Origin of the sequence: Paucibacter sp. B51 (assembly GCF_027863535.1) — a bacterium.
GTDB lineage: Bacteria > Pseudomonadota > Gammaproteobacteria > Burkholderiales > Burkholderiaceae_C > Paucibacter_A > Paucibacter_A aquatilis.
This window is the reverse complement of sequence record NZ_JAPIVN010000001.1, coordinates 2,452,155-2,465,358: the sequence shown is the minus strand read 5'-3', so window position 1 is coordinate 2,465,358 and position 13,204 is coordinate 2,452,155. Positions and strand designations below refer to the sequence as shown.

The following is a 13,204-nucleotide window of genomic DNA, read 5'->3' as shown; positions in this document are numbered from 1 at the left end:
AAGGGATCACACACCCTCAGCCAGGCTGCCCGGCGGCAGATGGTCGCTGCGGCGTTTCTTCATGCCGGCCTTGACCTCGTACATGCGCGCATCCGCCTGGGCGATGCAGGCATGGAGCGACTGCTCGGGCGACTCGCGCATGGCATGGCCCAGGGCCGCGCTGGGGCTGACCCAGAAACCCGGCGCCAGCTCGCGGCGGTTGTTCTGGCAGCGCGTTTTCAGCGCCTCCAGCTCGGCCAGCAGGGCCGACTCACGGCGGCGCGGCAGCAGGAACAAGAACTCGTCGCCGCCGATGCGGTAGGCATCGGCCTCGGGCCACTGGGCGCGCACGGTTTCGGCAAAGAGCTGAATCAGCGCATCGCCGGCCGCATGGCCGTGGGCATCGTTGACATGCTTGAGGTTGTTCATGTCCGCCACCACCACGGCCTGCGGGAAGTCTGCCGCCTGAGCCGGCTCGCCATGGTCGGGCCGGTGGCTGAAGTAGTTGCGGTTGTGAAAACCCGTCAGGCTGTCGGTGTAGAGCAGGTGCTCGCGCTCGTGCAGGAACTGGGTCTTGGCGCGTTGCTCGATCAGCTTGCGCACCGTGCGCACGGTCAGCACCAGGATCAAGAGCAGCGCCGCACCCAGCAGAGCCAGCAGCATCAGCAGGCGGCTGTTGGCCTCGTTGCGCAGCGAGGGCACAGACTGGATGCCCAGGTACTTCATCTCCTCGAACTGGATCAGGGGGATGACCTTGTCCATGATGCCGGCCAGCTCGGGTTGGCGGCGGCTGACGCCGAAGTAGATGAAGGAATCCTTGGAGGTGATGCCACGCTTGACCACATCGCCATAGCCCAGGCCGTTGATGTAGAACTCGGCCACGGTCGGGTTCTCGATCAGATAGGCCACCTTGCCGTCGCGCACCAGCTGCAGCGATTCGATGATGCTGGCCGTGGTCACGATCTGCGGGTTCTTGAGGTTCTTGCGCAGGTATTCCTCGTGCCAGAAACCCTCGATCACGGCCACGCGCAGGCCGTCCAGGCCATAGACATCCTGCACCGGCGGGCTGCTCTTGAGGCCGACGATGATGTCGCGCTCATTGCTGATGGCGCGCGGAAAGATGAAATCGGCCAGGCGGTCGTCGGTCTTGGCCATGTTCAGCACATCGACGCGGCCACTGCGCGCCTGATCCATCAGCTGCGCAAACGGCGCACCCACCACCTTGAAACGAATGCCGATGATGTCGCCGATGCGCTGCAAGGTGGCACCGGCAATGCCTTTGTACTGGCCCTTGTCGAAATGGTCGAAGGGCAGGTAGTCCTCGGCCACGCCGACCACGGCCTCGCCGTGCTCATCCAGCCATTTCAGCTCGGCCGGACTCAGGCGCAGCACCTTGCGGTTGTAGCTGCGCGCGGCCTCCTGGGCCAGGGCGCGAATCTGCGCCGGGCGCTGGGCGATGTAGCGATCGATGATCTGGCTCAGCAGCACCCGCTCCTTGGCCACGGCGAAGGTCATGTCCGAGGTGATGGACTTGAGCTCGGCCACCAGGGTCAGGCCCGGGAACTGGTGCAGAAACTCGTATTCGACGCCGCCACCCGAGGTGACGAAGCCATCAACCCGGCCTTCGCTGAGCGCACGCAGGCCAGCGGCCTGGTCGTCAAAGCTGGCAACCTGGAACTTGATATTGGGAAACTCCTTGGGCAGTTGCTCGATCACAAAGTCGGCCGAGAGGAAACCCACTGTCTTGCCGTCCAGATCACCCAGGGTCTGCACGCTCGATTCCTTGCGCGCGAACACGACGTAGGGATAGCGCTGCGCCGCCTGGGTGAAGCGCATGATCTTCTCGCGCTCGGGCGTGGGGTTGGCGCCGTAGAGCACATCGATCTCGCCGCGCAAGAAGCGGCTGTAGGCATCGTCCCAGCCCTTCACATCGGCCGGCACCAGGCGCAGGCCCAGCTGGCTCTGCATATCCTTGAGCAGCGCCGGCAGCAGGCCCATGCGCTGGCCGCGGAACTCGAAGCTGTCCATCCCGGCGAAGGGATCGAAGCCCACGCTCAGGGAGCGATGGCGGTGCTGGTCGATCCAGACCCGCTCCTCCTCGCTGAGCTGGATCATGGCACTGGCCGCCGTGGCGGCCGGCTGAGGCGAAACCGGCGCGGCATGGGCGCTGGAAACAGCGGCGGCCAGGCCCCAGAAGACCCCAAGCACCCAAACCGGGAAGCGCGTCAACCGCGTCAGTCGCGCCACGCCCAGGCCGACCCAAACCACCAGATGGCTCATGCGTTCACTCAAGGACAGCACCCTCCCGCTGAAGAAGCGGGACCATGCTAGCCGAGAACGCGGGCGGGGCTTCAACCCGAAGTCTTGACCGATCAGATTTTCATTTCCAGGCGCAGCTGCCAGACCGTGTAACTCCGCCCGCCGCCCTCACTGACGACCTGGCGGGTGTCGGTGGTGGTGGTGCTGCCGGTGGTGTAGTCCAGCGGTGCCAGATTGCTGGCCGACAGGCGCAGCTGGGTGTCGCGGTCGAAGTTCCAGAGCGCAAACGCGTCCAGCACCATCTTGCGGCTGCTGCGCGCTTCGGTCAGCAGGTTCTGCTGCACGGTGTTGGCGGGCGTCCAGTTCAGACCGGCGCCCAGGCTCAGCGGCAGGCTGCGCAGCTTGTAGTCGGCGCCCAGATTGGCGGTGGCGCGCGGCTGCGGGTCCAGGCGGTTGTTGGGGCCGGGAATGCCGTCCACGCGCGAGCTGAACAAGCTCAGATTGCTGCGCAGATTGACCGGCCAGGCGTCTTCGATGAACTCATCGAGCCGGAACTTGGCTTCCAGTTCCACGCCCATGGTGAGGGCCCGGCCGATATTGGTCGGCCGGGTCACCCAGCGCGGCACCGAGGCCCAGGACACGGTCTCCAAGGTGGTGACATTGCGCATCAGGTCGGTGATGCGGCGGGCGAAGAAGCTGGCGCTGAGGATGCCGCCCTTGCTCAGGTAGTTCTCGTAGGCGATGTCGATGCCGGTGGCCAGCTCGGGGCGCAGCAGGGGGTTGCCGGCACGGTCGGGGTGCTCTACCTCGTTGGCGCCGCAGGACTTGCCGCTCGGGCAGGGGTAGAAGGAATTGATGCTGGGCCGGGCGATCAGGTCCTGCAGATTGGGGCTGCGGTAGCTGCGCGTCAGGCTGGCGCGGATCTGGTCGCGGCTCTTTTCGTTGAACTTCCAGACGCCGTGCAGCAGCGGTGTCCAGACGCTGGCCCGGTGGCTGACCGCATAGTTGGCCGCCGAGCTGCGCGTGGCAATCGTCTCGCCGCGCAGGCCGGCGTAGAAAGACCATTGCTTGCCCACGCTCCACTCGTCCTGGGCGTACAAGGCCACGCGCTGGGTCGAGGCCGAAAGGTCGTCGCCAAAGTCCAGCAGGCCAGGGCAGGCCTCGCCGTCTTGCAGGCAGTTGCGCTCCTGCCGGCGGCGGGTGCCCTCGCCTTCCAGGCCGGCCACCAGGCTGTGTTCGTTTTCCAGCTGGCGAGAGAACTTGCCGTTCAAGCTCCAGCTGCGGTCGCGGCTGTCGGTCGTGTCCTGCTGGATGCGACTGGCGGCGGGCGTGCCGGTCTTGAACTCCTCGCGCAGGCTGCTCGAATCGCCGCGCCCGGCGCCGGCACCGGCACGCAGCTCCAGGCGGGTTTCCTCGTCGATGCGGTGGCTCCACTGGGTGTTGAAGCGCAGCATCTCGAAGTTGTTGCGCGCGCTGGTTTGGCTGCGATCGAAGGTGTTGAGCGCCGAATCGACCTGACCCTCGCGCTGCAGCTGGGCCTGGTTCTGGCTCTTGCTGCGCATGGCCATCAAAAAGGGCTGGATGGCCAGGGTGTCGCCGCCGTCCAGGCGCCACTGCAGGCGCGAAGTCAGGTGCAGATGGCGGCGCTGGTCCTCGCTCTGGGTCTCGGTGCGCTGCAGGCTTTGCAGCCCGGTCTTGAGATCACGGCTCAGCGAGCTGGACAGATTGTTGTCGCGGTTCTCGCTCTGCTGCACATTGATGCTGAGGTTGTAGGCGCCGCCCTGATCATCGAGCTTGTCGTTGCGGCTCCAGCTCAGGCTGGGGCTGAAATGGCCGCGCTCCAGGCTCAGGCCCGCGCGCCAGTCGTTCAGGCGCTTTTGCAGCGCCTCGCGCAGCACCACATTGATGGTGCCGGCCACGGCGCGGGCGCCGAACTCGGCCGTGGGCGCGCGCATCACCTCGATGCGCTCCACCTGCTCGGGCGGCAGCTGGTCGAGCGAGAAGCCCGGCGGCATGCGCTCGCCATTGACCAGGATCTGCGTGTAGCCGCCGCCCATGCCGCGCATGCGCACCTCGCCACCGCGGCCGGGGCGGCCGCCGGTGGTGACGCCGGGCAGGCGCTTGAGGGTTTCGCCCACGCTGCTGTCGCCGAAACGGTCGATCTCCTCGCGGGTGATGATGATCTTGGAGGCCGTCGAAGCGCGCCGCACGGCCTCGTCGCTGGGCCCACCGTTGACCTCGACGCGCTGCAGCTGCTCCTTGCTATTGGCCGCCGGCGCCGCAGGAGCGCGAGGCTTGGCCGGCGCGCTCGCTGCACTGGCCGGCGCTTCCACACTCTGGGCCAGGGCCATCTGGGTCATGGCCATCAGCGTGACACTCAGCGAGAAGGCGGATGGAGTCGCAAGAAGGCAAGCCAGACGGGGAACAGTTTTCATGGTGAGACCGGGTGGCGCTGTGCGCTCAGCGCGCAAGTTTCGAATCGGCGCGAAGCATGGCACAGCCCGACCGGGCCACACTTCGCGACGGTCGGCCTTTTAACTTCTTTACCGCCCCAGGGCGAATGCCGCACAAGCCCCCTCCCCCCCTTTCCTCCCCGCCTCTCCTTTCAGAAGGTCTCATTCGGGAAGAAATAGACCTCGGCAATGCGCCCCGCCCGGCAGCGGTAGACCACCATCACCTGCTGCGGCTCGGGGCCGCGGCCGTGCACCCATTCATGGTCGACCACGGTCTGCCCCATGAGCAAGCGCTCGCGCACCTCGGCCTGCACCTGCGGCTGGGCAAACGGCCCCGTGCGATAGCTCTCGCGAAACGCCGTCAGGCCCACCGTGCGCGGCGCTGCGGCCGGCATGCGCCAGACCTGCACGTCCTCGCTGTAACAGGCGCAGAAGGCCTCCAGATCCTTGGCGTTGTAGGCCTCCAGCTGGGCTTGGGCCAGATCGGCGGGGCTGCGTTCAGGCGTGGTTTCAGGGCTGCTCATGGGTTGCGCTCTCAAGCAAGGATCGGTCAATGAATGAATGAATGAATGAATGAACTGAACGAGGAACCGGGGCCGCAGTGTCCCACGCGGCCCCGGTCGAGCTTCAACCACGCTTGAGCTTGGTGGCCATGCGGCTGCTCTGCACCATGGCCTTCCACTGCGAGAGCTGATGGCGACGGTCCAGCGGGCCTTGCTGATCGCGCTCGGCCTCGCGCTGCAGCTTGTGAAAGCTCTTCACCCGTGCCGCGCTGAGCTGGTCCACCACCGCACAGCCCGGCTCGCCGCTGTGGCTGCAGTTGCGAAAGCGGCAGTGCTGGGCGAGCTCGCTGACATCGTCAAAAGCCGCGCGAACCGCCGCCACATCGGCATCGAGCTGCAAGCTGCGCAGGCCCGGCGTGTCGATGATGCAGGCCCCCGCCACACTGGCGCGCAGACTGCGTGTGGTGGTGGTGTGGCGGCCGCGGCTGTCGTCCAGACGCACTACACCGGTGAGCTGCTGCCGCCCGTCCTCGGCACACAGCGCATTGCTCAGCGTCGACTTGCCCGCGCCGCTGGAGCCCAGCAGCACCAGGGTCTGGCCGCGGCCCAGCCACGGGTGCAAGGCGGCGCGACAAGATTCGGGCCGGCCATCGAGCGCCAGCACCTCCAGCACGCTGCTGCCCAGCTGTCGCCCCAGATGCGCGCGCACCTCGGCCAGCCTGCGCTCCAGATCCGGGCACAGATCGGCCTTGCTGAGCACCAGCAGGGCCGGCAGCTCGGCCGCATGCGTCAGCACCAGGTAACGGTCCAGTCGAGCGAGCTTGAAATCATGATCCAGGCCCATCACCAGCAAGGCCAGGTCCACGTTGTTGACCAGGGCCTGGCGAAAGCCCTCGGGGTCGCGCCGGCTCAGGCTGTTGAAAGGCGGCAGCCGCGCCTCGGCCCAGAGCTCGCCCTGGGCGTTCTCGCGCGCCAGCAACCAGTCGCCAACGGCCAGCTGCTCGCCCTGGGCATGCAGGGCCTGGATCAAGCCCGGCAGCGCCCGCGCCGCACGCAGGCCGGCCGGCGATTGCAGCCGCGCATGGCCGTCCCTTTGCAGCTCGATCAAGCGCCAGGGCTGGGCCGGGGTCTCGCCCCCGGGCAGGTCCATGGCTTGCAAGGCCGGCAGGTGGTGTTGCAGTGAAAAACCCAGGGCTTGCAGCGCGGGCAATTGAGAGTCAAAAAATTGAGCGTTGAAGAATTGGGAAGCGAAGAAGTCTTCGGAGAGTTCCATGATGGGTATGCGTTCTCTTGCGAGTGGCGCATGCGCCTGCGTGCCGTGACCGGTTCGCCTGCAAGCCCTGCTCGCAGCGACACACCGGCCCGAACGCAAGCACAGTGCCGCGGCCCGCGCCCACGCCCCAAGCATGGGCGTGACGACACAGGCCTGTGGACGACAGGTGACTTGTGTGGGTGGGGGTTGAGGCGCGGCGTCGGCGGCGTACCGGGACGCTGGCAGCCCGGCCGAACAAGGCCGGGCGTATGGACTCAGAACGTCAACTCAGGGCAGCCGGGCTGTTGAACCCGGCATCACCTCAGCGGCGTGACTGAGCGCAGCGCAGGAGTGCAGCCGACGACCGCAGCGCGACAACAAGATCAATTGCAGCCATGGTGGACTCCTTTGCAGTGAGGGGTGGAGGATGAAGAGCGAAGCAGCGAGCAAGAATGCAAGCGAGCACCGCTGCCGCGCAGTGTGGCGGCCCCGGGCGCGCAGCGTCAAGTGCCGATCGCCAGACGGCATTCGAGGCCGTTGGATCTGCGACATGCGCGCCACACATTCCGACCATCCAAAAGCAAAGGGCCACGCACCCTGAGGTTGTGGCCCTTCTGACTTCCGGACACTCCATGCGGAGCGACGGTTTCCAACGCGCTGGTGACGGGTTCCAGAACTCTGCCCAATCTGCAGCCGGTTTCTCGCCTTGGATGCCCTGCATTGTGCACGCAATCTGTGACAGTGATTTGACGAAAAGCAAAGTTTCTGCACCCCATATCTCCACGGCATCACTGCATCCCACTGCCCCCTGTTTCGCCCGCCCTCTGCTCGGTCGTTCGGGTCAACAAGTCGTCACATCGCCCACTTAAGCTGCGCCGGCAGCCGCTACCGGCACACCCATGGACGACATGCACACCTTTCCCGACTGCCCACCCGCTCTGTCCCCCGAACATGCTGCCGCACTCGCCCCTGCGCTGGGCGGCTTTCCCGCAGCGGCACCGGCTGCGCTGGAAGCGCCCGCACGCAGCGATGAACATGGCGGTTATCTGAACGGTAAGCATGTCGAAGCCATCGTGCGCGCGGCCGAGACCGCGCTCGAGGTGCGCCGCCGCTACCAGTTCTTCGTCTGGACGCAGAGCAATCTGCAAATCCTGCTGCCGCACCAGCTGCTCAGCTGCGGCGCCTACCAGCGCCAGCGCCGCGAGCTGCACTTTGAGCTTTTCAACAATGTGGCGGTCGTGCCTGAGCTGCAGCTGGCCCTGAGCGACAACCGAGGCCCACTGTTGCTGCATCTGCAGCAGCGCTGGATCGAGCATCGCTGCAAGCCCCTGCATGTCGACGTGGTCGAGCTGCTGGAGCCCGAGCTGGAGCCGCTGCGCCTGGCCCTGCTGGCCGGCGGCTACAGCAGCCTCTGGGTGCACGGCATCTCGCGCCCGCAGCGTCCGGCCGAGGTGGAGAGCTTCTTTGTGCTGGCCCCGTCTGGCAGCCACGCCCTGGTGGAAGGCTTGCCCCTGCAGTCCATGCTGCTTGAGCTGCTGACGCCCTATCTGCACGGTACCTGGCAGCGCGTGCAAACCGTGGAGCGCGAGATCCACGAAGCGCCGCGCACCGCCGCCGCCCAGGCCCGCCAGACCGGCGCCTGCGGCATCACCGACCGCGAGCGCGAAATCCTGGGCTGGCTGCGTGAAGGCATGAGCAATCTGCAGATCGGCGTCAAGCTGGGCATCAGCGCGCTGACGGTGAAGAACCATGTGCAGAAGATTCTGCGCAAGCTCAATGCCGCCAACCGCGCCCAGGCCGTGGCCCGCGCCATGTCCATGAACCTGCTGGGCCGCTCGCCCAGCGAGGAAGCCGCTGTCCGGGAGGACGACTGAGCCGCGCACTGCAAAAAAAGCAAACAAAAAGGGCGTGAACCTCGTTCACGCCCTTTTTGCGTTTGGCCGGCGGCACGCAGCCCCGGCCTGCCAAGCGAGGCTCACTTGCCGCTCGGCACCTTGCCTTCCACGCCCTTGAGGTAGAAATTGATGCCGGACAGGAATTTGTCGTCGGCCACCTCACCGGCCTTCAGCACTTCCTTGCCGTCCTGGCCAACCAAGGGGCCCTTCCAGATGGTGAAGCTGCCATCCTTGAGGCCGGCCTTGATCTTGTCGATCTCGGCGCGGGTTTCGGCGGGCACCTTGTCCGAGATGGAGACCAAGTCGATCGCGCCTTCCTTGACGCCCCACCAGGCATGCTTGCCCGGGCCGGCGGCCCACGTGCCGTCCAAGGCCTCACGCACAGCGGCGATGTAGTACGGCGCCCAGTTGATGATGGCCGAGCCCAGATGGGCCTTGGGGCCGTAGGCGGTCATGTCGGAATCCCAGCCGAAAGCCAGCTTGCCGTTCTTCTCGGCCGTCTGCAACACGGCGCTGGAGTCGGTGTTCTGCATCAGCACGTCGGCGCCGCCGTTGATCAGGGTCTGCGCGGCTTCGGTCTCTTGCGGTGGGTCGAACCACTTGTTGACCCAGACCACCTTGACCTGGATCTTCGGATTGCCGGTCTGTGCGCCCAGGGTGAAGCTGTTGATATTGCGGATCACCTCGGGGATGGGGATGGAGCCCACCACGCCGATCACGCCGCTCTTGCTCATCTTGCCGGCGATCACACCGGCCATGTAGGCGCCCTCGTAGGTGCGCGAGTCGTAGGTGCGCTGGTTGGCGGCCTGCTTGTAGCCGGTGGCATGCTCGAACTTGACGTTCGGGGCATCGGCCGCGACCTTGAGCATGGGCTCGCCATAGCCAAAGGTGGTGCCGAAGATCAACTGATTGCCCTGGCCCACCATGTCGCGGAAGACGCGCTCGGCATCGGCCGCCTCGGGCACTTTCTCGACAAAGCTGGTCTGCACACGGTCGCCAAACTCTTTCTCCACCGCCTTGCGGGCGTTGTCATGGGCAAAGGTCCAGCCGCCATCGCCGACCGGGCCGACGTAGGCAAACGCGATCTTCAGCGGCTCGGCCTTGGCGGCGCTGGCCGAAGCAGGTACCGACGCGGCGGACGGCGCGGCAGCGTCCTCCTTCTTGCCGCAACCGACCAGGGCGGCGCTGAGCAGCAGGCCCGAGCAGGCCGCCAGTTTCAGGGCATGGCGTTTGGGGAGATCAGACGGCGAGGACATGGTGCGCACTCCTTGTGATGAAGCTTCGAAAGAGAGAGGGGGTCAGGAACCGGGGGATCAGGAACCTGGGAAAAACGGCTTGCCCAAGGCAGCCGGCATATTGGCACGAATGAAACCGGGCTTGCTGGAGATCAGCACCAGCACGGCGATCGTGCTGAGGTAGGGCAGCATGCTCAGGAACTGGCTGGCGATCTGCACGCCCTGCCCTTGCAGATGGAACTGCAGCATGGTGACAAAGCCGAAGAGATAGGCGCCGGCCAGCACGCGCGCCGGGCGCCAGGTGGCAAAAGTCGTCAGAGCCAGGGCGATCCAGCCCTTGCCGGCCGTCATGCCCTCCACCCACAGCGGTGTGTAGACCACCGAGAGAAAAGCGCCCGCCAGCCCACACAGTGCCCCACCGGCCACGACCGCCGCCAGGCGGATGCCCCGCACGGGGTAACCGAGCGCATGCGCGGACTCGGGCGACTCGCCCACCGCGCGCAGCACCAGGCCGGCGCGCGAGCGATACAGGAACCAGGCCAGGAACAACGTCAAGGCCATGGCCGCATAGACCAGCGGATGCTGCTTGAACAAGGCCGGGCCGATGAAGGGGATGTCGGCCAGGACCGGGATCTCGAAACTCGGCCGCGGGCCCAGCTTTTCCTGCGTGTAGCGCAAGCCGACAAAGGCCGAGAAGCCGCTGCCGAATAAGCTCAGCGCCAGGCCGGCCGCGTACTGGTTGGTGTTGAGCCAGATCACCAGCAGCCCGAACAAGGCCGCCAGCAGGCCGCCCGCGCCCATGCCGGCGGCAAAGGCCAGCACATCGCTGCCGCTGTGCACGGCGGTGGCATAGCCGGCGATGGCCGCCACCAGCATCAGGCCTTCGGCCCCAAGGTTGACGATGCCGGCCCGCTCGTTGATGAGCAGGCCCAGGGCCGCCAGGGCCAGCAAGGTGCCGGCGTTCAGCGAGGCGGCGATCAGAAGCGCAATGGCGTCCATGGCAGCCTCAGACGCGAGCCGCACCCGAGGCCGGGCGGCGCAGGCGGATGCGGTGGTGGATCAAGGTGTCGCAGGCCAGCAGCGAAAACAGCAGCAGGCCCTGGAACACCCCGGTGATGGATTTGGGCAGGCCCAGGCGCGACTGCGCCAGCTCTCCGCCGATATAGAACATGCTCATCAAGAGGCCCGAGAACACAATGCCCGCCGGATGCAGGCGGCCGACAAAGGCCACGATGATGGCGGCGAATCCGTAGCCCGCCGGAACATACGGCGTCAGCTGGCCCAGCGGCCCGGCCACCTCCAGCGCGCCGGCCAGGCCGGCCATGGCGCCCGAAAGCAGCAAGGCCGTCCAGAGCGCGCGGCTGGACGAAAAGCCGGCGTAGCGCGCCGCCGCCGGCGCCATGCCGCCCACTTGCAGGGCAAAGCCGGCGTAGGTGCGGAACAGCAGCAGCCAGAAGGCCAAGACCGAGCCGGCCGCGATCAGCACACCGATGTTCAGGCGCGAGCCCTCCATCAGGCGCGGGATCTTGGTCACGGCCAGAAAGCTGATGCTTTGCGGGAAGTTGTAGCCGCCCGGGTCTTTCCAGGGCCCGTAGACCAGATAACCGAGCAGCAGATCGGCCACATAGACCAGCATCAGGCTGACCAGAATCTCATTGGCATGAAAGCGCGCGCGCAGCAGCGCCGTGATGCCGGCCCAGGCCATGCCGCCGGCTACGCCCGCGGCCAGGATGGCCAGCACGATCCACCGGCTGCTGTCCGGCCCGGCCTGCATGGCCACCCAGCCGCCAGCCAGGGCGCCGATGATGAACTGCCCCTCGGCGCCAATGTTCCAAACATTGGAACGGAAGCACACGGCCAGGCCCAGGGCGATCAGCACCAGGGGCGTGGCCTTCAGGCCCAGCTCGCTCCAGGCATAAGCCGAGCGAATCGGCTCCCAGAAGAACATCTGCAGGCCGCGCAGCGGGTCCTTGCCCAACAGCAGAAAGAGGCCCACGCCGAGCAGCACCGTCAGGCCCAGGGCCAGCAGCGGCGAGGCCAGGGACATCAGCTTGGAGGGCTGGGGGCGGGTCTCAAGCCGCAGCATGGGCGCCTCCTGCCTCTCGCGAGCCCTCGCGGCCCCAGAGCCCGCTCATCCATTCGCCGATTTGCGCCCGGCTGGTCTCGGCCACCGGCACGGCCGGCGACAGCCGTCCCTGGGCCATGACGGCCAGGCGGTCAGAGAGTTCAAACAATTCGTCCAGCTCCTCGCTGATCACCAAAATCGCACAACCGGCATCGCGCAGGCGCAGCAGCTCGGCGCGGATCTGCGCCGCCGCCCCCACATCGACACCCCAGGTCGGCTGCGCGATCAGCAGCACCTTGGGCGCCGCATCGATCTCGCGGCCGACGATGAATTTCTGCAAATTGCCGCCCGAGAGGCTGCGAGCCGCCGCCCCGACGCCACCGGCGCGCACCTGGTAGCGGGCGATCAAATGCTGGGCCAGGCGCTGCACCTGGGCCTGGCGCAGCCAGCCAAAGCGGGTGACGGCCTCGGTGCGGGTCAGCAAGGTGTTCTGCGCCAGCGAAAGCTCGGGCACGGCGCCGCGGCCCAGACGCTCCTCGGGCACGAAATGCAGGCCCATGCGGCGGCGGCGGCGCGGGCTGGCGCGGGCGATATCACTTCCGAAGAGTGAGACGCTGCCGCGCGGCGCGCGCGGGTCTTCGCCGCTCAGCGCCGCCAGCAGCTCTTGCTGGCCATTGCCCGAGACGCCCGCCACACCGAGGATCTCACCGGCATGCAGGCGCAGGCCCACATCGACCAGGGTGCTGCCAAAGGGCTGGGCCTTGGCCAGGCTCAGGCGCTGCACCTCCAGCGCCAGCGCGCCGGCCTTGGCCGCCCGGCTGGGCAGGGCCGGCGGCTCGGCGCCAATCATCAGGCGCGAGAGCTCGGCGCTGCTCTGCGTGCGCGGGTCCACCTCGCCGGTCACCCGGCCGGCGCGCAGCACCGTGCAATGGCTGCACAGGGCGCGGATCTCGTCGAGCTTGTGGCTGATGTAGAGGATGGCGCAGCCCTGGGCGGCCAGCTGGCGCAGGGTGGCAAAGAGCTGCTCGACGGCGCGCGGGGTCAGCACCGAGGTCGGCTCGTCGAGGATGAGAAGTTGAGGTTCTGTGAGCAAGGCGCGCAGGATCTCCACCCGCTGCCGCTCGCCCACCGAGAGCGAATGCACCGGCCGCGACGGATCCACCTCCAGGCCGTAGCTGGCCGAGAGCTGCTGCATGCGGGCGATCACCTCGGCCAAGCTGAAGGCCTTGTCCAGGCCCAGCCAGACGTTCTCGGCCGCCGTCAGCGTGTCGAACAGTGAGAAGTGCTGGTAGACCATGCTGATGCCCAGGGCCCGGGCCTGGGCCGGGCTTTTCAGGCGCACGGGTTGGCCGTTCCAGAGCATCTGGCCGGCGTCGGGCTGGACGGCGCCGTAGATGATCTTCATCAGCGTGGACTTGCCGGCGCCGTTCTCGCCCAGCACCGCATGGATCTGGCCGGGCTGCACCGACAGGCTGATGTCGTCATTGGCCTTGACGGCCGGGTATTGCTTGCTGATGCCGGTGAGTGCGAGTCGCAAAGTCATGGGGTCGTCAATCCGGCTGG

At 66.9% G+C, this 13,204-nt stretch carries 9 protein-coding genes; 1 reads left to right on the top strand and 8 read right to left on the bottom strand.

Features of this window, described 5'->3' with window-relative positions:
• Positions 1 to 6: 6 nt before the first annotated feature.
• The 4 genes from OOB33_RS10525 to rsgA form a co-directional block, all read right to left on the bottom strand.
• Positions 7 to 2,259 carry a diguanylate cyclase gene (locus OOB33_RS10525; RefSeq protein ID WP_271008615.1) on the bottom strand — a complete coding sequence of 751 codons (2,253 nt, stop codon included), beginning with the start codon at positions 2,257 to 2,259 and terminating at the stop codon, positions 7 to 9.
• 92 nt (positions 2,260 to 2,351) lie between these two features.
• Positions 2,352 to 4,673, bottom strand: coding sequence for a TonB-dependent receptor plug domain-containing protein (locus OOB33_RS10520; protein WP_271008614.1), 2,322 nt, complete (start codon positions 4,671 to 4,673; stop codon positions 2,352 to 2,354).
• 170 nt (positions 4,674 to 4,843) lie between these two features.
• Positions 4,844 to 5,215 (bottom strand): nuclear transport factor 2 family protein, encoded by a 372-nt coding sequence (locus tag OOB33_RS10515; RefSeq protein ID WP_271008613.1) that lies wholly within the window; start codon positions 5,213 to 5,215, stop codon positions 4,844 to 4,846.
• A 103-nt stretch (positions 5,216 to 5,318) separates the two neighbouring features.
• Positions 5,319 to 6,467, bottom strand: coding sequence for a ribosome small subunit-dependent GTPase A (gene rsgA, locus OOB33_RS10510; protein WP_271008612.1), 1,149 nt, complete (start codon positions 6,465 to 6,467; stop codon positions 5,319 to 5,321).
• Between the two features lie 878 nt (positions 6,468 to 7,345).
• Here rsgA and OOB33_RS10505 point away from each other — a divergent pair.
• Positions 7,346 to 8,320: a helix-turn-helix transcriptional regulator gene (locus OOB33_RS10505; RefSeq protein ID WP_102767606.1), complete on the top strand. Its 975-nt coding sequence runs from the start codon at positions 7,346 to 7,348 to the stop codon at positions 8,318 to 8,320.
• Between the two features lie 101 nt (positions 8,321 to 8,421).
• Here OOB33_RS10505 and OOB33_RS10500 read toward each other — a convergent pair whose 3' ends face one another.
• The 4 genes from OOB33_RS10500 to OOB33_RS10485 are packed head-to-tail and all read right to left on the bottom strand — an operon-like array spanning position 8,422 to position 13,184.
• Entirely contained in the window at positions 8,422 to 9,597 is a 1,176-nt protein-coding gene (locus OOB33_RS10500; protein WP_271008611.1) for a BMP family ABC transporter substrate-binding protein, read from the bottom strand.
• A 57-nt stretch (positions 9,598 to 9,654) separates the two neighbouring features.
• A complete protein-coding gene (locus OOB33_RS10495; RefSeq protein ID WP_271008610.1) occupies positions 9,655 to 10,575 on the bottom strand; it encodes an ABC transporter permease in 921 nt (306 codons plus the stop codon).
• Positions 10,576 to 10,582: 7 nt separating this feature from the next.
• On the bottom strand, positions 10,583 to 11,662 hold the full coding sequence (locus OOB33_RS10490) for an ABC transporter permease (protein WP_271008609.1): 1,080 nt from the start codon (positions 11,660 to 11,662) through the stop codon (positions 10,583 to 10,585).
• Positions 11,649 to 13,184, bottom strand: coding sequence for an ABC transporter ATP-binding protein (locus OOB33_RS10485; protein ID WP_271008608.1), 1,536 nt, complete (start codon positions 13,182 to 13,184; stop codon positions 11,649 to 11,651). The genes OOB33_RS10490 and OOB33_RS10485 overlap by 14 nt, the downstream gene beginning before the upstream one ends.
• Positions 13,185 to 13,204 lie beyond the last annotated feature (20 nt).

Coding starts and splice junctions, on each gene's coding strand:
- OOB33_RS10490 (WP_271008609.1), bottom strand. CDS start 11,662: ATGCTGCGGCTTGAGACCCGCCCCCAGCCCTCCAAGCTGATGTCCCTG.
- OOB33_RS10520 (WP_271008614.1), bottom strand. CDS start 4,673: ATGAAAACTGTTCCCCGTCTGGCTTGCCTTCTTGCGACTCCATCCGCC.
- OOB33_RS10485 (WP_271008608.1), bottom strand. CDS start 13,184: ATGACTTTGCGACTCGCACTCACCGGCATCAGCAAGCAATACCCGGCC.
- OOB33_RS10500 (WP_271008611.1), bottom strand. CDS start 9,597: ATGTCCTCGCCGTCTGATCTCCCCAAACGCCATGCCCTGAAACTGGCG.
- OOB33_RS10515 (WP_271008613.1), bottom strand. CDS start 5,215: ATGAGCAGCCCTGAAACCACGCCTGAACGCAGCCCCGCCGATCTGGCC.
- OOB33_RS10495 (WP_271008610.1), bottom strand. CDS start 10,575: ATGGACGCCATTGCGCTTCTGATCGCCGCCTCGCTGAACGCCGGCACC.
- rsgA (WP_271008612.1), bottom strand. CDS start 6,467: ATGGAACTCTCCGAAGACTTCTTCGCTTCCCAATTCTTCAACGCTCAA.
- OOB33_RS10505 (WP_102767606.1), top strand. CDS start 7,346: ATGGACGACATGCACACCTTTCCCGACTGCCCACCCGCTCTGTCCCCC.
- OOB33_RS10525 (WP_271008615.1), bottom strand. CDS start 2,259: ATGAGCCATCTGGTGGTTTGGGTCGGCCTGGGCGTGGCGCGACTGACG.